Consider the following 19,979-nt stretch of genomic DNA (forward strand, 5'->3'; position numbering starts at 1 on the left):
ACAATACGCATACATCTATAATAGATTCTCTTGAGTCGTCATCAATTGTCGAGGATGTAGACCCGCTCGGCTTTCACCCAATTGGCGCTTTGAGCACCCAGGAAGTACAAGCCTTCGGCCAATCCATTGATGTCTAACTCTATATCGTTTCGTCCAACTTCAAGCAGGACGGTTTTCTCTAATACTCTTTGGGCAGCTCCATTGACCAGGCTGATGGTAACTTCCAGCGGTTGACTCACGACAAACTCAACATGGAGGATATCATCCTGACGTAAGGGAATCGGATAGACATTGAATTCCAGTAATTCTCCATCCACTTTCTCAAATTCAATCACCACTACATTGGAGAATTGCTGACTGTTGTCCTCACCGATGGCTTTCACCCGATAGTAATATTTAGTTTCTACCAGTCCTGTATCCAGGTGTGAATATGTCCTCGGATCAGGCGTATCTCCCAGAGAAGCTTGAGTATTGATCTCCTCAAAGATGATACTATCAACAGATCGTTCGAGTATGTATTCCAGCATGTCGTTTTCAGATGAAATCGTCCATTCCAACAATACATCATCTCCCACAATCATTCCTTCCAACCAGAGGTCTGGTGCATTCGGCATTGGGATTTCCCCAGCACAATTACACATTCCGTCTTCTACATCATCAGTCGTCATCGGATCTCCATCATCACAGGCTGTTCCGGCAGGTGGACAACTAGCCCCTACACAATTACAGTTCGCATCGAACATATCATTGAAGGTAGTCGAGTCCCCATCATCACAGACGGTTCCCAGCGGAGGACAAGGCTCACCGACACAATTACACATGCCATCTTCCATGTCATTGATGGTGGTCGAATCGCCATCATCACAAGTCGTTCCAACAGGAGGACAAGTTGCTCCCACACAATTACAGTTTCCATCAAACATGTCATTGAAGGTCGTACTGTCACCATCATCACAAGCTGTTCCCAGCGGAGGACAAACTTCCCCTACACAATTACAGAACCCATCTTCCATATCATTGATGGTAGTTGAATCTCCATCATCGCAGCTAGTGCCCATTGGAGGACAGGGGGTTCCGAGACAGTTACAATTTGCATCGTACATGTCATTGGTAGTCGTCGAATCTCCATCATCACAAGTGGTACCTTCCGGCATACATGGATAGGTGATATTCTTGAGGATCCTCGGGATCAGTTGGCTCGCTTCATCATCCAGATAAACAACTGTACCCGCACTTCCTGACTCATACCAGCTCAAGGTGAAGGGGCGGTTGTTGTCAACAATGTCAAGACAAACGCTTCCGATCAATAAGGAATCCGGTGCAGCTGCAACAGAATCTCCCAATCCCGGTACCGCCAGTTCAATATTATATGAGGCTCTTCCTCCCGCTGGAGTTGTTACGGTTGGGAGTAGGTAAACGGGAGGATCACTGATGTTATCGGATGAATACAAAGGATTCGCCAATACATCCGGATCAAAGTCAAACATAAGGTTTGAGCTTCCCAGTTTACCCGGTCCGTCATATGCCATAAAAATATCTACACAGAAGGTGTTCCCATCTGAAGTCGGATTGCCAAAGCAGAGATCAAATTGGGTAGCCGGAGGCACTGCTACAGGAGTTCCCGCACAATTACACATACCGTCTTCCACATCATTGATCGTCATAGGATTGCCATCATCACAAGTAGTTCCTGCAACAGGACAAGGAGTTCCTACACAATTACAAAGACCATCGTAAAGGTCATTGAAGGTTGTTGAATCCCCATCATCACAAGTCGTACCCGCTGGAGGACAGGGAACTCCTATACAATTACACATGGCATCGTAGGCATCCATGGTAGTCGTTGAATCTCCATCATCACAAGGAGAGCCTACAGGCGGACAATTTGCCGCTATATTCAATCCTTTAAGGGTACCAGCATTCAGAATAGTTGATTCATCATCCAGATAAACAACGGTTCCAACTGTTCCTGATACAAACCAATCTACGAGTACTGCCTGGGTCGTATCCAGACGGTCCAGACAAATGCTACCAATCAGGATTGAGTCCGGAGCTACTGCTACAGAATCACCAAAACCGGTTACCGCCAGTTCGATATTGAATGAACCGCGTCCTGTTGAAGGGCTCGTAACGGTAGGTGTTATATAGAAAGGAGGATCACTGATATTATCAGAGATATATACTGCATTTGCCAAAACAGCCGGATCAAAGTCAAACATCAGGTTTGAACTTCCCAGATTACCCACTCCATTGTAGGACATATAAATGTCTGCACAGAGATTGGTGGTGGTCAAAGTTGGATTGGCAAAACAGAGATTAAACTCAGTGGCTGGTGTTCCCGGAGGGGGTGGAGGTAATGGCGTTCCCGCACAATTACACATACCATCCTCAACATCATTTATGGTATTTGCATTTCCATCATCACAAGTCGTACCTGCGGGTGGACAAGGCGTACCTACACAATTACAATTCGCATCATACATGTCATTGCCGGTCGTTGCATCTCCATCATCACAAGTAGTTCCCTGTGGAGGACAGGAGAAGTCATAAACGAGTGGCTTTAACGTACCTGCAATCAGAAGAGTAGCCTCATCATCGAGATAAACTACCGTTCCTATGGTACCAGACACAAACCAGTCCCAATTAACCGTTTGAGTTGTATCGAGAAGATCCAGGCAAATTCTACCAATCAGGAGGGAATCTGGAGCTACTGCTACAGAATCTCCAAAGCCGGTAACGGCCAGTTCGATATTGAATGAGGCTCTCCCCGCAGAAGGACCCGTAACTGTTGGCGTAATATAGAAAGGAGGATCACTGATGTTGTCAGAAACATACACAGCATTGTTAACCTGAGCGGTATTGAAATCAAACATCAGGTTGGCACTTCCCAGATTACCCACTCCATTGTAAGACATAAAGATGTCTGCACATAGGGTAGTAGCTGTATGAGAAGCATTGCCAAAGCTGAGGTTAAACTCAGTAGCTGGTGTTCCCGGAGGGGGGGGAGGTAATGGCGTTCCCGCACAATTACACATACCATCCTCAACATCATTTATGGTATTTGCATTTCCATCATCACAAGTCGTACCTGCGGGTGGACAAGGTGTCCCTACGCAATTACAATTCGCATCATACATGTCATTGCCGGTCGTCGCATCTCCATCATCACAAGTAGTTCCCTGCGGAGGACAGGAGAAGTCATAAACGAGTGGCTTTAACGTACCTGCAGTAAGGATCGTAGCCTCATCATCGAGATAAACTACCGTTCCTATGGTGCCGGATACAAACCAATCCCAATTAATGGTCTGAGTTGTATCGAGCAGATCCATACAGATTCTACCGATCAATAAAGAATCTGGAGCCACGGATACAGAATCTCCAAATCCAGTAACAGCGAGCTCGATATTGAAAGAGCTTCTACCTGCAGATGGACTGGTAACTGTCGGTGTGATATAGAAAGGAGGATCACTGATGTTGTCAGAAACGTATACAGCATTGTTTACCTGAGCGGTATTGAAATCAAACATCAGATTTGCACTTCCCAATCGGCCATCTCCATTGTAAGACATAAAGATGTCTGCACATAGGGTAGTGGCTGTATGGGAGGCATTACCAAAGCTGAGGTTAAACTCAGTGGCTGGTGTTCCCGGAGGCGGTGGAGGCAATGGCGTTCCCGCACAATTACACATACCATCCTCAACATCATTTATGGTATTTGCATTTCCATCATCACACGTTGTACCTGCGGGAGGACAAGGTGTCCCTACGCAATTACAATTCGCATCATACATATCATTGGTCGTGGTAGAATCCCCATCATCACAAGTGGTTCCCTGTGGAGGGCAAGAGAAATCGTAAACCAATGGACGCAAAGTGCCTGCTGTCAGGATGGTCGTTTCATCGTCAAGATACACGACTGTCCCTACCGTACCAGATACAAACCAATCCCAATTGATGGTCTGAGTTGTATCAAGTAAATCCAGGCATACCCGACCGATCAGGAGAGAATCTGGCGCAACTGCCACAGAATCTCCAAAACCAGTTACGGCCAATTCAATATTAAAAGATGCTCTCCCTGCAGAAGGACCCGTTACCGTTGGCGTAATGTAGAAGGGAGGATCACTGATGTTATCAGAAACATACACAGCATTATTAACCTGAGCCGTATTGAAATCAAACATCAGGTTGGCGCTTCCCAATCGGCCATCGCCATTGTAAGACATAAAGATATCTGCACAAAGCGTAGTGGCTGTATGTGAGGCATTGCCAAAGCTGAGGTTAAACTCAGTGGCTGGTGTACCTGGAGGGGGTGGGGGCAATGGCGTTCCCGCACAATTACACATACCATCCTCAACATCATTTATGGTATTTGCATTTCCATCATCACAAGTTGTACCTGCTACTGGGCATGGAGTACCTACACAAACACAATTCGCATCATACATATCATTGGTCGTGGTAGAATCGCCATCATCACAAGTGGTTCCTTGAGGAGGACAGGCAAAATCATATACCAATGGACGCAGCGTGCCGGCGCTAAGAATGGTGGTTTCATCATCGAGATAAACGACTGTCCCTACCGTACCAGATACAAACCAATCCCAATTGATGGTCTGAGTTGTATCAAGTAAATCCAGGCAAATCCTACCAATCAAGAGAGAATCTGGCGCAACTGCCACAGAATCTCCAAATCCGGTTACGGCCAGTTCAATATTAAAAGATGCTCTTCCTGCTGAAGGACTGGTAACAGTCGGTGTGATATAGAAGGGAGGATCACTGATGTTGTCAGAAACGTATACAGCATTGTTAACCTGGGCCGTATTGAAATCAAACATCAGATTTGCACTACCGAGTTTCCCATCGCCATTGTAAGACATGAAGATGTCTGCGCAAAGCGTAGTGGCTGTATGAGAAGCATTGCCAAAGCTGAGGTTAAACTCAGTGGCTGGCGTACCCGGAGGGGGTGGAGGCAATGGCGTTCCCGCACAATTACACATACCATCCTCAACATCATTTATCGTATTTGCATTTCCATCATCACAAGTCGTTCCTGCTACTGGGCATGGTGTACCTACACAAACACAATTTGCATCATACATATCATTGGTCGTGGTAGAATCGCCATCATCACAAGTGGTTCCTTGTGGAGGACAGGCAAAATCATATACCAATGGACTCAGCGTACCTGCACTCAGGAGAGTTGTTTCATCATCGAGATAAACTACCGTTCCAACGGTACCAGATACAAACCAATCCCAATTGATGGTCTGAGTTGTATCAAGTAAATCCAGGCAGATTCTTCCGATCAGAAGAGAATCCGGAGCAAGCGCTACAGAATCTCCAAAACCAGTTACGGCTAATTCTATATTATAAGAAGCCCTTCCAGTGGCCGGACTGGTAACAGTCGGGATGATATATACTGGAGGATCACTAATATTGTCTGAGATATAAACGGCATTATTGACCTGAGCCGTATTGAAGTCAAACATCAGGTTTGCACTTCCCAATTTTCCTGCTCCGTCAAATGACATATAGATATCCGCACACAGATTTGTTGCTGTATGACTGGCGTTGCTAAAACTTAAATTATAAGTAGTAGCAGCTGGCGCTGGCGGCGGTGGGGGTAAAGGCGTTCCCGCACAATTACACATACCATCCTCAACATCATTTATCGTATTTGCATTTCCATCATCACAAGTTGTACCTGCTGCCGGACAAGGAGTACCCACACAATTACACATCCCATCTTCCAAATCATTGAAGGTGGTTGAATCGCCATCATCACAAACTGTATTGACTGGAGGACAAGGCGTCCCTACACAATTACAATTCGTATCATACACATCATTGGTGGTAGTCGAATCCCCATCATCGCAGACAGTACCTGCCGGAGGACAAGCGAAGTCATATACTAAAGGAGTAAGTGTTCCTCCTGTCAGGATCGTTGTTTCATCATCAAGATAGACAACCGTTCCAACGGTCCCTGAAACAAACCAATCCCAATTGATGGTTTGAGTAGTGTCCAGCAAATCCAGACAAACTCTACCGATAAGTAGAGAATCAGGAGCCACAGCTACAGAATCTCCAAAGCCGGTTACGGCCAGTTCTATATTGAAAGAAGCCCTGCCTGCGGAGGGACTGGTTACGGTCGGTACGATATAAAAAGGAGGATCACTGATATTGTCCGAGATGTATACGGCATTATTAACCTGAGCTGTATTAAAATCAAACATCAGGTTTGCACTTCCCAGTTTACCATCTCCATTGTAAGACATGAATATATCTGCACAAAGCGTAGTGGCTGTATGGGAAGCATTACCAAAGCTGAGGTTAAACTCAGTCGCCGGATTTCCCGGAGGAGGGGGAGGTAAAGGTGTTCCTGCACAATTACAGAAGCCATCTTCCACATCATTTGTGGTATTTGCATTGCCATCATCACAAGCCGTACCTGCGGGAGGACAAGGAGTCCCTACACAATTACAACTTGCATCATACATATCATTGATAGTGGCAGCATTACCATCATCACAGGCGGTTCCTTCCCCAGGACATAAACTGTATGATATGCCTTTTAAAACGCCCGGACTAAGGATAGTCGATTCATCATCGAGATAAACGACAGTTCCGATTGTACCGGATACAAACCAATCGAGATTGATCGTTTGGGTACTGTCAAGAATATCCAGGCAGATATTTCCTATCAAGGTAGAATCGGGGGATCCTGCGATATTATCCCCAAAACCTGTTACTGCCAATTCTATATTGATAGAGGCTCTCCCTGTTGTAGGTTGACTCACATTGGGAACCAGGTAAAAGGGAGGATCAGAAATATTGTCTGACGAAAGGATTGGATTACCGACGACTGCCGGATCAAAATTAAACATCAGATTACAGCTCCCCAATTTGCCGGGATCTGTAAATGACATATATATATCAGCGCAAAACCTGCCATTAGCGGCCGTAGGATTTGCAAATGAAAGGTTTACATTTTGAGCGAATAAGCCAGATACAAGGAAGAATAGAACAAAGCCTAGTATACCTGCTTTTTTCATAAAGAATGAGTTTAGAGAAGCGGTATGAATGGGGCCCGGGAACGGGCTACCCATTCATACCAGAAGCAATACAGATATTCTTAGGGTAGTTGGGCTGCTCTCGAGTTATTGACTCTCCAGTAGTCATTTTTATCGATCGCATTCACAATACCATCCAGATTAAGGTCAGCCTTGATTGTACCATATTGGTAGGTCTGGGCATTTTCCAATCTCCAGTGGTCGTTTTTATCCACTACATTGATAGAACCGTCCTGACTGGCATCTCCGGACCACATACACATGACTCCGTTGATGTCTCTTTGTGCCTGTCCCCCATTGTTATAAGTTGCTGTCGAGTTCAAAGTGAGATCCAGGGTAGGTTCCACTGAGAGATCGAGGGTATTGGCACTCATTACAGAAAGGTGGTTGTAGTGAGCCACTTCTACATAATAGTCTCCATTTGGTGCAACAGGAAAAGTTACTTTTGTATCTCCGAAAGGATCGATCACGTTTCCGTCAGCTTGTAATAAGGCAACTGCAGAATCTACTTTTACAGTCGCGTTGCTTGGGTCGCGGATGATCACTTTGATCCAATCTACGATGGCTTTCGTTCCTGTTACATTAAATGCTCCAGGATAAGCACTGGCACCCATGCCATAAGGATCTGTCGTGCTGATTAGGCTCTGAGACCTTAATTCATCTTTCATAGAACCATTGTCATAGGGTCCTTCCAAAAATACCTTTAATACTACAGCTGTTAGACCAGCCTTCTTTACAGGATTGGGAGAAAGTGAAAATTCAGGGCCGCTTATATAAGCCTCCTCTGGTGAAGGAAATCCACCATTGGAATTAGCTTTTGCAAAGACAGCCATAAGCATGGGGGCGAAGATCAAGAGAATGGCAAGTGATTTTGTAACAGGTTTTGAGAACATTTGCTTGCTTATAGAAGATGATTCTTTTTTCGTTTTTAATTTTTTGAAATTAAAGAACTGAGTTTGTTTGTTGTATGTATGGAACATTTTCTTGACAAAGTGCGTAGGCAGGTGCCAAATTTTGCTCCGAAAAGAACAGATAAAGAGCCTCATAGGCTCAGTTTCTGAAACGCTTGAAAATCGTTTGATCGGATAGATGGGATAGTTGTAAATGAGAATCTTTGAAGGGATGGATTACAGTAGAGCAAGCAATAGGAGAAGTAAAGATTCCCATAACAATAATAAGAAGCAGCAACGGCAATTAAATTGCCAAACAACAGGTCAAAGAAAATTTGTAATTCGTTTTACGGAACAAGTATAGGCAATTAGGATCGGCTCGGGATTGACTATTCCCGTATTTCTAAAGGGCATGTAAGATTCTCCTAAAAATGGTTTGACCGATCACGCGAGAATGATTTTGTAATTATTTCCACCCGCTTACAACTAATTGATAAAGCTGAACGTCTAAGAATCATGAGCCAACAAAAGCGGGCCATATGAATCAGGTTTTACGAGCATTGTCAAGGCTATGGCTTGGCTTATTTATTCTTGTTCTGGCAAGTAGCAATCTCTCTGCGCAGAAAATTTTTGGTAACATTATCAATGAAGAAGGCAAGGCAATTTCCTTTGTGAGAATTTATGTAGAGGATTCACGCTATGGTGCCATTTCCGATGCCAATGGTTTTTATGAATTGGAAGTAAATGAGGGAAATTATCGCCTGATCTTCCAACACCTGAATTATGAAACCGTTTCTCGGGATCTCCAAGTAAAAGAGGAGCTGGAATTGAATATTCAAATGAAAGCCAGCGACCTGCAAATGACTGCCATTGAAATTCAGGCAGGGAAAAGAGATCCCGCCTATGCAATCATGAAAGAAGTGATCGCGAATAAGAAGAACAACCTGAAGCAGTTCAATTCTTATACCTGCCAGACCTACCAAAAAATAAAACTGGAAACTGACACCCTCCCGAGTAAAAAGGAACGCAAACAGGAAGCTGATACCCTGGGAATATCCCTGGAAGAATTGCCGGCTTATGAAATGGATTGGAATGTCTCAAAGCTGATCGAAAGCCAATCGACCATTTATTTCAAAAGACCCAACTCCTATAAAACGGTAGTAAATGCCTTCCGGGATTTTAAAGCCAAGAACTCGACTGCACTTACTGTTACTGTGGTAAATGGAGATGCAACCTATGGGGATTACGATGCAGATATACAGGATCCCTATTTATTCTACACAGATGTTTCCGATGCAGATATAAATTTTTATCGCAACCTGGTGAAAATTCCGGACCTCGGAGATCGTCCGTTCATTTCCCCCCTCAATTCGACTGCCTGGAGATTGACCTATAAATATAAACTGGAGGAAACCTTCTTTGAAGAAGGAAGAGTCAATTATAGAATCAGCGTAAGCCCTCGGAATCGAGATGGGCCCTATTTCAAAGGACAACTATGGATCGAGGATCGGACCTGGGCAATCAAAAAAGTAGAATTGGATGTATTGAAAAGTGGGATGTCCTTTTATGAGGCTTTTAGCATAAGACATAAATACGAGCGAACGGATGACAATAGACGGATTTTGACCGAAGAAGAATATCTCTATGAAATCAAAGAGGGCAGGGGCCGATTCAAAGGAAGTTCATTGGCCATCCATAGCGAATATGAGTTGGATGTAAAGATTCCCAAAAAGGTATTTAAAAATGAGCTGAGGAGGACAGAGAAAGAAGCCTTCGAAAAGACCGCCGATCAATGGGACAAATTGCGCCCCTTTAAGCTAAACTCTCTGGAAAATACCTTTGTCAAAGATCAGGACAGCATCAACCAGTATTTTGCAAGTGCGGAGTATTTGCAGAAAGCGGATTCCGGATACAATCATGTGGGCATTCTGGATATTCTCTTCAATGGAGTCAAACACAGAAATCGCCTCAATGGCATTGACTTTTATATCAATCCCCTGGTTGAGCAAGTTCAGCCTTTAGCAGTAGGAGGGTATCGACATCGCCTGGGAGGAAATATCAGTAAGACTTTCAAAAGAGGCTACCGGATCGGAACCTATGCAGAAATTGATTATGGTTTTAAAAATGAGGACCTAAAAGGGCGGGTGAACCTCAACTATATGTACAATCCCCGAAAGTTCGCGACAGCCTGGATACGCTATGGGAATGAATACGAAATGATCAATGATTTCGAGACCATACAAGCCATCTTTAGTCGGGGCAATTACTTGAATAAGGTTTCATATGGAGTAAGGCATCGAATGGAAGTTACGCATGGTTGGATGTTGGATGTGGACCTGGATTTTGCGGACTATCAAGCCATCGATAATATAGCCTTGTCAGATTGGTCCCAAAGCCTTTTCGGAGAAACCAATATCCCACCGACCTTCGATCCTTTTCGCCAGTTTTTGATTGAAATTGATGTGAAATATACGCCCCATCAAAAATACCAGATGGAGCCTTATCGCAAGATCATTTTGGGGAGTAAATGGCCGACCTTTCGCCTGAAGTATAAAAAAGCTATACCCGGAGTATTTGGGAGTGAAATCAGCTATGATTTTCTTGAGCTCGGATTGGACCACGAATTCAAACCCGGTACCATGGGCATTTCTCGTTGGGTAGTTCGAACTGGGCGTTTCCTGTCCTCGAATAATGTTCGTTTCACTGACTTCAAATTCTTTCGAGGCTCTGATCCCATTTTATTTTTCAATCCCTTGCAGGCCTTTCAATCTTTAGGCCTGACCATCAGTACCAAAAATGCCTACTTCCGTGGCAATTATGTGCATGATTTCAATGGAGTATTGCTGGATAAAATTCCCTTGCTGAAACGAACCCCCCTAATGGTCAGTGGAGGTGCAGGGATGCTTTTGATCGAGGATGGAAGTTTCTTTCACAGTGAAGTTTATGGAGGCCTTCAGTGGCCCTTCCGTATTCGCAGGCAACGCTTCAAGATAGGAGGCTATTTTGTTACCTCCTATAGCAATCAGGAAGGAGCGATTGGTTCGCAATGGAAAGTCGGCATCAGCTTTTATAATGCTGTGAGAAATCGCTGGGAATATTGATTGTATACAATTTATGTCATGCTGAGCGGAGTCGAGGGACCTAATATTTGAGCTCGTTTAAAAAACAAGATCTCTCAGCTCGCTAGTCCAACTCACTGTCAAGCTTCGAGATGACTATTTTTATGTCATCCCGGCCTTAACCCAAGAGCCGGGATCTCTCGCCAACAAAAAACAATCCCGAATACCTGCTTAACAGATATCCGGGACAGCAAGTCCTGAAGGTGCACCTTCTTAATCCTCTTCGCCCATCGTCTTGGGCCATTCCATCTCCTTGAGACTCTCAAATCGTTCCTTCAATTCCTCATAGCGATCAAAAGCATCCTTGCCCGGCGCCTGATCCGCGCGGAGCAACATACTGTAGAGATAGCCTAGCTGATCCACCAATTGAGGAATCTGATAACGACCTTTAGCAGTGGTCAGTTTATTCTTGACCTCATCTATCTTATCAATGGCTTCTTTAGAAGCATCTACTTCTTTTTCTTCCTTAATTTTCTTCTCATAGGATTTCTTCTCTTTAGCCAACTCTTCCTCTATCTTTCTTGCCTCACTCAAGAGATCTCTGATTTTTAAACTTAATTCCTCCTGAGCTACCAAGTCTTCCTGACTGAGGCCGGCTTCACTGAGACGAGGATCTAATTCGATTGCAAAGCTTTTCGTCAGGCTTTGCTCTCCTGCTTTCATCTTCATGCTATACGTTCCCGGAAGCAATTTCGGGCCGCCTCTACCACTACGAGAAGTCTGCTTATGCCAGGGACCGACATGACGCATATCCCAACGGATGCGGTGATGGCCGGGCGTAGTTTTGAGATTGGTGAAAGCGCCTACGGGTCCAAAACCGGTAGCCATGCTTACTCCTTCTTTTTTTGCAGTATCCTTTTTCGCTTTGGGAGGCGTAAAAGTCTGAACAACTTTCCCATTGGCATCCATGATTTCGATTTTCAATTCTTTGGTCGTATCTGCCAGATAATAATCGATATTCATACCGGGAGAAGGATAGTTGGGAACAGCGCGAGAAGAAGTTCCTCGATAAGACATACGAGTCGCTGTGCGCGGAGCAAAAAGTGTAACAGCTGTTAGCTCAGGTTCCATTTTATGCAAAGGGCTCAAATCATCTATGATCCAAAAGCCTCGACCCATGGTTGATACAACCAGATCTTTGCGATAAACCTTCATATCTGTAATAGGCGTCACAGGAAGATTTTGCTGAAATTCCTGCCAGCTTTTTCCGTCATCCATGCTGATAAACATGCCGAATTCTGTACCTGCATATAGGAGCCCTTCTCTATCGGGATCTTCCCTCACTACGCGTACCGGATAATCATTAGGAATGCCATTTTCGCCTGAACTAATTCTTTTCCAGCTACGTCCATAATTTTCTGTCTTGTAGATATAGGGTTCCCAATCTCCTAATTGGTATCTCAGCACGCTTACATAGGCTTTGGCCGGATCATGAGGAGAAGGTTCCACACAATCTACGCGACCTCCATCCGGCAATTTTTTGGGAGTAACATCCTTCCAGTTTTTACCTCCATCTTTTGTCACGTGAACCGGACCATCATTGGCACCTACCCAGATCAATCCTTCATTGATGGGAGATTCTCGGATATCATAAATGGTAGAGTAAAATTCTTCCCCTGTTATGTCTCGGGTAATCGGACTACCGGAAAGCACTTGAGTTTCCGGAGTAAAAGCTGTCAGATCAGGCGAAATGATTTCCCAGGTCTTCCCATCATCAGTACTCTTATGGACGAATTGGGAAGTATGGTAAATCACATCCGGATTGTGAACAGAAACATGAATAGGAGAAACCCGCTGAAAACGGAATTTCAAATCTCGGGGATTTTGTCCGTACATATTAGCAGCACCTACATAGTACTGCATTTCCTGTCCGGTCTTCTTATTGAAGACTCCGAAACGACCTTTGCAATTGGAATAAATGATGTCGGGATTGCCCGGCTTGGGTACAGCAGGCCCTGTCTCACATCCGCCTATGGCTTTCCAATAATTGGTGCCACCGGAAATGGAATTATAAGGAGGTAAACTCGGAACGGTAATCGTGCTATTGTCCTGTTGTCCGGCATAGAGCCAATAGGGTTGTTGATCGTCAACTTCTACCTGATACAGCTCTGCGGTAGATTGATTGTCCTGACGGGACCAGGTGCGCATATTGTCTCGACTAATATTGGCACCTCCATCATTGGCCTGTACGCTGACTAATGTATCATTTGGATTGATCCAGATGTCGTGATTATCTCCATGAGGAGTTCTGATTCTTCTCCAGCTTTTCCCTCCATTTCCTGAGTACCAAAATCCGGTAGAATTTACATAGAGAGCGTTTGGATTTTGGGGATTAACGTCAATGTTGCAATAGTAAAAAGGTCGGTCGAGCAATTCTTTCTTGGTACTTACCAATTCGAAATTTTCACCTCTATCGGTAGACTTGAATACTCCTCCTTCTCCTTGTGGAGCTTCTACCAGGGCCCAGAGGATATCCGGATTGGCTGCAGAGACTGCCATGTCTATTTTTCCAATCAATCCCTTCGGAAGGCCTTTCCCTACTTTTACCCAATTATCTCCACCATCCACAGATTTATAAATACCTCCTACAGTTCCCCCACTTCTGATGGTCCAGGGCTTTCTTTCAACCTGCCACAAGGAAGCATAAATCATATTTGAATTGTCAGGGGCAAATTCGAGATCAACCACCCCGACGGTATCAGAATGGTAAAAGACCTTCTCCCAATTTTTCCCTCCATCCGTAGTGCGATATACTCCTCTTTCCGGATTGGCTTCAAAGGCCTGTCCGATAGCAGCGACAAACACCCGATCGGGGCTGGAAGGATCTATTTCTACCGCTCCAATATGACCGGTATTTTTCAGACCCACATGTTCCCAGCTCTTGCCGGCGTCTGTTGATTTATAAACTCCTTTTCCCGTGATGACATTACTTCTGATTCCATCAGATCCTGTCCCGACATAGAGGACTTTGGGATTGGATTTCGCAGCTCGCAGGGCTCCAATAGAACCTGTTTCAAAATATCCATCGGAGATGTTCCTCCAGCTATAGCCATAGTTCGTCGTTTTCCAAACACCTCCTCCGGTTGCGCCCATATAGAAAGTATTGGGCTGACTTTCGACCCCTGTTACGGTGGTAGACCTTCCTCCTCGGGTTGGACCAATATTCCTATAATCGAGATCCTCTAGCAGATGTTGATTTTCCTGTGCGAATAAGAGGACAGGAAAGAGGCATAATAAGCCTATGCAGTAGTTCTTAAGCGTGCTCATAATTTGCGTTAGCTTTTAGGGACTTAGAGTTAAGCATGAAAAATAGTAGGAGCAAATTTCCGGGGTGGGATTTCGCCCAGCTAAAGGGAGTATTCGACAAATCCTATAATCCCTGCTCATTGGGTAGTACCATCATGACGGGTATGCGGACGTGCGGGGGTTGTTCGAGGATGAATTTCAGGCAGCGAGAAATATCTTCTGGTGCAAGAGCATCTTTGATACCCAACATGTCTTTGGGATGAACTTCAAAATGGTTTTGGAGTTCTGAATCAACCAGTCCGGGCTCAATGACACTGACTTTGATATCGGTACCTGATACTTCCATACGGAGTGCTTCTGAAAGTGCCTCTATGGAAAATTTGGTGCCTGCATAAACGCCAGCCGTAGGGCGAACTTTGGTACCCAGAATACTGGAAATATTGACTAGATGTCCTTTGCCTTTATCCTTGAAATGTTTCAAAGAAGTATAGGCCATTCGGGTTGCCCCTTCTACATTGATACGAATCATTTGACAAAGGACTTCAATATTGACCTTTTCAATGCTTCCTGTATGCATAACCCCTGCATTATTGACAACAATATCGCAGGAACCAAAGGTTTCAACGGCATGTCTAAGCAGCTTGGCTGGCAGTGCAGGTTCGGATATATCACCTGCCATAAAGGCAAGTCCGGGAACTTCTTCTGCTAATTCTTCCAGGCGGGATTGTCTTCTTCCGGTTGCGAGGATTTTGACCCCTTCTGCAGCAAGATCGCGTGCGATAGCACGACCGATCCCACTGGAAGCTCCGGTTACGATGGCTACTTGATTGGCTAATGACATATTGTAAGTATGAGTTTCTTGTTTGAGGATAATATAAAGTCAATTTTTTCCGAGGATTTTGCAAGCAGAAAAGCGGATTTTGACTTAAAGGCGGAATCGAAAATGCTCTTTTGCCTGCTTTCTCCGGATAAAACAAAGTCCAAACTCAAATAGGTCGAGGCTGACACTTACTTCTGGATGAGCAATGATCTCCTTCCAGGCTTTTTTCATTCCTTCTGACCAATAGATATCGTCAAATATGATCATACTTTCATCCGGCATATGTGGCAGCAACAAATGGAAGTATCTAAGGGTCGCATCATGGGTATGATTCCCATCAATAAAGACATAATCTGGCTTCAGCTCTGACAGTGATATTTCAGTCTTTAGCAGGCGGTCAAATTCTCCGATATACTGATTGGCTTTTTTCCCGAAACGCTCAAAATTGGTTTTTGCAATTTCTGCCAGACCAGGATCTCCCTCCATCGTATAAAACTCTCCTCCTTCCAGTGCATGCATTTGGTACAAACTGGAAATACCTATATGCGTCCCAAATTCGAGGCAGCGACTGGGTTGATAAAATTGGCAAAGTCGAAAGAGGAAGTCTCCGCTTTTTCTTCTACGGGAAGCTTTTCGTACCAAATCTCCCAGAGCCCTGGCTTTTGTGTCCGGCCCTTTATCTCCGGAGCCTGCTCCAAAGTCCTGAATTTGCATCTCTCTTTGATCTTTGATCAATTCTTTCCTCAATTGCTCAATAGCAGCAGTTTCCTCAGAAAGATTCGCTCGCAATACCTGCTGATACCATTCAAAAACGAAGGGCGAATGCAAGCTGTAAACACTTTTACAAGTGTACAGATGAAAGAGATAATCTCGAATAAGGCTGATCATAGAAAAGCAAAAGAAAAAGGAAGGGGAATATACCCTTCCTTTTCAGTATGTATGATGTTTTTTGTCTTATTGTTGGCTGGTAACCTTGTAGTCAAAGATCACACGATCCTGAATAAGGATACCTCCTCCGTCATCTACCAGTCTGTTGATCCGCATGATCGCAAATTGAGGTTGTGGGGCTTTGGTCAGCCTCACGATCACATAATCTCCTACTTTCAAAGGAGGAGTTTTGCTGAAAGGAGCCGGATCGGAGAAGAAGGCCTGAGAAAGTGTCTCATGAGTAGCTTCTTCATAGTTGAATCTATCGGCATTGGTTACCACAAAAACTGAATCTTGTCCCAGCAGCATATTGTTGGGAGATTCAAATTGAGGAGCAAATATGCCTCTACCACTTTCAGAAACTTCTTTGATATCAAAGTCCAGCTCATTGTTGTCATTGATAGTCGGCAACATCTTGCGAGCTGTGAAATTGAAGGCAAAGCGATTGGGTACCAAATTGGTCAGGACGGAATCATTTTCAAATTCCAGTACCACAAATTCGGCAGGAGGATCTTCAGGAGGAACAACACTTACCCAAAAGAAAGTACTGGCACTAACTCCTTTTGCATCAATTGCACGGCAGGTATATTTAATGCGATAATAGTCTTCTGCTGCAGTAGGAGGAGTCCCACTGAATATAATGGTTTGAGAAGTTCCGGAAATACTCTGAGGAGCTTCAGAAAAACTCGATACCAATGCATTGTCGGTATCGAATATCTCGCCATCTACTTCGAAGCTGGATAGAGCTTCATTGTCTGCGAGTTGAAGAGTAACCGAGAAAGTTTCTGTCTTTTCGATCAGAAAATTATTGTTCTCAGGGCTAATCAGGGCAATCGCTGGTGGAAGATCTTCCGGTGGAGTCGGATTTAAGGGGTCTTCCTCACAGGATGTGGTTAGGATGCCGGAAAGCATCAAGCCGAAGATGAGAACGATTGTAGTGAAAAAACGGTTCATGTTAGTCGCTTAGGATAGAAGTAGAAGCTTGCAAGCTTGTAAAATTGCTACTAATTTTCAAAGCTTGCAGTTCCCAAGTTAAAAAATGCTTTGCTTTGCTTCAAAAAATAGCCGAAAAATTGAAAAATTTCCTTTTCCTTATTTTCCTTTTGCTGATTATCTCATGCGAATCAAATAGTAGCCAGAAGTCTGACTGGTCTGCAGTTGACAGAAAGATTCGTGAGAAAGATTCTATCAATGCGGCAAAACTGGCCAAAAAAGCTCCTGAAGCAATTCAGGAATTTAGCGGTTACCCGGATATCAAAAGAGATAGCCTACAAAAAGATACTGATCCCAATCTGTAGCGGCTCAAATACAGGATTTAGAAATCCTGCTGGCGTTTGTGGATTGATCACAGTCCCCCCATTTTCATTAAATACATCTGAAAACCTGTAATCCAGATACAAAGCGATCCATTTGAATCCTACTCTGGCAAAGGCTCCATATCTAAGACGCTCAAACTCGGCTTTATCCCCCTCCAGTGCATGAAGATCTTTTATTTTTTCTCTTACCCGTAGCCCATTTTCGTCTTCATATTTGATTTTATAGGAAGCCGCCATCAGGTAACTGGCATATGCTCCCAACTCTACAAAGAAGCGAGGATCTCCATCTTCGTCTCTGGAGAAGTTGAAATAAAAGCTTAAGGGAAGGTCTATATGAGTAAGACTATGCTTCTCAAGACTTAGATTGGTGCTGTCATTGGCAAAGGTCGGAAAGCGCTTGAGATTGGTTTGGTTGTAGTTGAATCCCGTCCAGGAAATACCCGGTGCCAAACGAATATTGGCCAGCTGTCCACCCAAAGGAATTCGAATGCCCCCTCCGATAAAGAAAGTACCAGAACCTGTTCCATTGAGAGGAATGGTATCTGCGGTCCCATTAGTTGTCTGAAGCGTACGATTGAAAACCAGGCTGAAACGACGAGCCGCATCCACGGGTAGATTATCTTCTGATTTTGCTTCCGTTTGCGAAGTCTCGGTTGTATCGCTAATAATCTCCTGCGCCTTCAAGCTCCCTAAACCCAATAAAGCGATCAGCAGGAAATGGATTATATATCTCATTGTCTTAAATTTCGGGCAATTTACTCGATTATTGAGTGAAATCTAATGCAAAAACAAATAAGCACTGAGCTTTAATAACTTCTCGCCTCTATGAATAGTATGTCTGCGCAAGTAAATCGTTTTAATCTCAGGATCTATGGGGTTTATGTCGAAGAAAATAAACTGCTCCTGAGTGATGAGCTTCGTTTTGGGAAATTGATGACGAAACTGCCCGGAGGAGGCCTGGAGTTTGGCGAAGGAATAGAAGATGCCCTTAAACGAGAGTGGATGGAAGAATTGGAGACTGAAGTTGAAGTAGGAGAAATTTTGTATGTAAATCCCTTTTTACAAGTTTCTTCTTTTCGGAAAACGGATCAGGTGATTTGTATGTATTTCAAGGTTTTTCCGATCAGTGAGCTGAAGGTTACGATTAGTGAAAAGAAACATGATTTCCCCCTGAATGGAGAGGATCAACAGTCTTTTAGGTGGAAATCTTTAACTGAACTCGGCGCAGATGATTTTACCTTTCCCATAGACCAGGCCATGATCCCTATCCTGAAGTCTTTGTAGAAATGTTGGAATTTATAAACAGGATAGAGATGCAAGTGGTTTTAGCTATATATTTGTGATAGCATGAATAGTCGAAAAACATACCTGGCTGTACTGGCTTTTCTCTCTTTGAGTCTTTCCGTTTTTGCCTGTCCTTGTGAGGAAGGGCAAGGGCCGGAAGATTTTATTGCGGGTGCCAATCAGATTTTTATAGGAAAGGTGATAGGCGTAAATACCAATTGGATCAGCGGAGGCATGAAGTACACTTTTGTGGTGGAAAAGACCTGGAAGAGAGGATCTGATAGTTTGCTTGTCGTGAATACTGGCTGGGAATATGAATGCGGTTCTCAATTTGAGGATGGGAAGAAATACCTGGTTTATGGCCTGAAAAAATTTAGTTTGAAGACGAATGAGTGCATGGGGAGCAAAGCCCTGGAAGATGCCGGGCCTGACCTGGAATTACTGGGAGAAGGGAATGCCCCGAGAAAGTCGGCCATGGTTCCTATCGCAGGTTGGGGCATGGGTGTGATGGTGCTACTTGCGATACTCTTTTTGGCTTTTGTAATATTTAAGAATAAACTCAGGCCCTCATCCTGACCTCTACTACTTACGAAATAGAAAATACATGTCTCACCCATCAGATTCCGTACAGATTGAAGCCGGATGGAAATCGGCTCTCAAAGAAGAATTTGCCAAAGCCTATTTCCAGGAACTCAAAAACTTTTTGCGCAGTGAAAAACAGGCTGGCCAGCAGATTTATCCACCCGGCAAACTGATTTTCAATGCCTTTGATCTGACACCTTATGATCAGGTAAAAGTAGTGGTAATCGGGCAGGACCCTTATCATGGTCCGGGACAGGCTCATGGCTTATCTTTTTCGGTACCGATGGGCATAGCAACACCTCCTTCGCTTAAAAACATTTACAAGGAACTGAATACAGATGTAGGCATCCAGATTCCCCAACATGGCAATTTGGAAAAATGGGCAGAGCAAGGAGTACTTATGCTTAATGCGATGCTGACTGTACGGGCACGTCAGGCAGGCTCTCACCGTAAGAAAGGCTGGGAGAACTTTACCAGTGCAGTGATTGATGTGCTGAATCGGGAAAAAGAAGGGATTGTATTCTTGTTGTGGGGAAGGTATGCACAGGATAAAGGAGCACTGGTTGATCGAAATAAGCATTTGGTATTGCAAGCACCTCATCCTTCACCCCTCGCCAGAGGAGGTTTCTTTGGCTGCAAGCATTTTTCCCAAACCAATGTCTACCTCCAAAAAACAGGAAAACCTGCCATAGACTGGCAGGTGTAATCCCATTTATATTTTCTAG

General features: G+C 44.2%; 12 protein-coding genes. 5 read left to right on the top strand and 7 right to left on the bottom strand.

The genetic code is table 11. The features are described from left to right. Nucleotides 1-41 precede the first annotated feature (41 nt). Nucleotides 42-7,052, bottom strand: a complete 7,011-nt coding sequence (locus tag R8P61_29270; GenBank protein MDW3651205.1) for a hypothetical protein — start codon at nucleotides 7,050-7,052, stop codon at nucleotides 42-44. 80 nt (nucleotides 7,053-7,132) lie between these two features. Next, nucleotides 7,133-7,963, bottom strand: a complete 831-nt coding sequence (locus R8P61_29275; protein ID MDW3651206.1) for a hypothetical protein — start codon at nucleotides 7,961-7,963, stop codon at nucleotides 7,133-7,135. Between the two features lie 536 nt (nucleotides 7,964-8,499). Here R8P61_29275 and R8P61_29280 point away from each other — a divergent pair. Further along, on the top strand, nucleotides 8,500-11,061 hold the full coding sequence (locus R8P61_29280; protein ID MDW3651207.1) for a DUF5686 family protein: 2,562 nt from the start codon (nucleotides 8,500-8,502) through the stop codon (nucleotides 11,059-11,061). 231 nt (nucleotides 11,062-11,292) lie between these two features. On the opposite strand, the gene R8P61_29285 is transcribed toward R8P61_29280, so the two are convergent. The 4 genes from R8P61_29285 to R8P61_29300 form a co-directional block, all read right to left on the bottom strand. After that, entirely contained in the window at nucleotides 11,293-14,346 is a 3,054-nt protein-coding gene (locus R8P61_29285) for a hypothetical protein (GenBank protein MDW3651208.1), read from the bottom strand. Between the two features lie 103 nt (nucleotides 14,347-14,449). Continuing rightward, nucleotides 14,450-15,166: an SDR family oxidoreductase gene (locus tag R8P61_29290; GenBank protein ID MDW3651209.1), complete on the bottom strand. Its 717-nt coding sequence runs from the start codon at nucleotides 15,164-15,166 to the stop codon at nucleotides 14,450-14,452. Between the two features lie 84 nt (nucleotides 15,167-15,250). Next, entirely contained in the window at nucleotides 15,251-15,973 is a 723-nt protein-coding gene (locus tag R8P61_29295; GenBank protein MDW3651210.1) for a class I SAM-dependent methyltransferase, read from the bottom strand. A 126-nt stretch (nucleotides 15,974-16,099) separates the two neighbouring features. Next, entirely contained in the window at nucleotides 16,100-17,026 is a 927-nt protein-coding gene (locus tag R8P61_29300) for a hypothetical protein (protein MDW3651211.1), read from the bottom strand. 95 nt (nucleotides 17,027-17,121) lie between these two features. On the opposite strand from R8P61_29300, the gene R8P61_29305 reads away from it, so the two are divergent. Continuing rightward, complete coding sequence (locus tag R8P61_29305) at nucleotides 17,122-17,370, top strand: hypothetical protein (protein MDW3651212.1); 249 nt, start codon at nucleotides 17,122-17,124, stop codon at nucleotides 17,368-17,370. Here R8P61_29305 and R8P61_29310 read toward each other — a convergent pair. Next, complete coding sequence (locus R8P61_29310) at nucleotides 17,341-18,123, bottom strand: outer membrane beta-barrel protein (protein ID MDW3651213.1); 783 nt, start codon at nucleotides 18,121-18,123, stop codon at nucleotides 17,341-17,343. The two genes, R8P61_29305 and R8P61_29310, sit on opposite strands and share 30 nt — an antisense overlap. A gap of 99 nt (nucleotides 18,124-18,222) precedes the next feature. On the opposite strand from R8P61_29310, the gene R8P61_29315 reads away from it, so the two are divergent. The 3 genes from R8P61_29315 to ung all read left to right on the top strand — a co-directional run bounded on the left by R8P61_29315 (nucleotide 18,223) and on the right by ung (nucleotide 19,960). Continuing rightward, complete coding sequence (locus tag R8P61_29315; GenBank protein MDW3651214.1) at nucleotides 18,223-18,672, top strand: NUDIX domain-containing protein; 450 nt, start codon at nucleotides 18,223-18,225, stop codon at nucleotides 18,670-18,672. A gap of 63 nt (nucleotides 18,673-18,735) precedes the next feature. Next, on the top strand, nucleotides 18,736-19,248 hold the full coding sequence (locus R8P61_29320; GenBank protein ID MDW3651215.1) for a hypothetical protein: 513 nt from the start codon (nucleotides 18,736-18,738) through the stop codon (nucleotides 19,246-19,248). A gap of 28 nt (nucleotides 19,249-19,276) precedes the next feature. Further along, nucleotides 19,277-19,960, top strand: coding sequence for a uracil-DNA glycosylase (gene ung / locus R8P61_29325; GenBank protein MDW3651216.1), 684 nt, complete (start codon nucleotides 19,277-19,279; stop codon nucleotides 19,958-19,960). Nucleotides 19,961-19,979 lie beyond the last annotated feature (19 nt).

The sequence above is a fragment of the Bacteroidia bacterium genome, from assembly GCA_033391075.1.
GTDB lineage: Bacteria > Bacteroidota > Bacteroidia > J057 > J057 > JAWPMV01.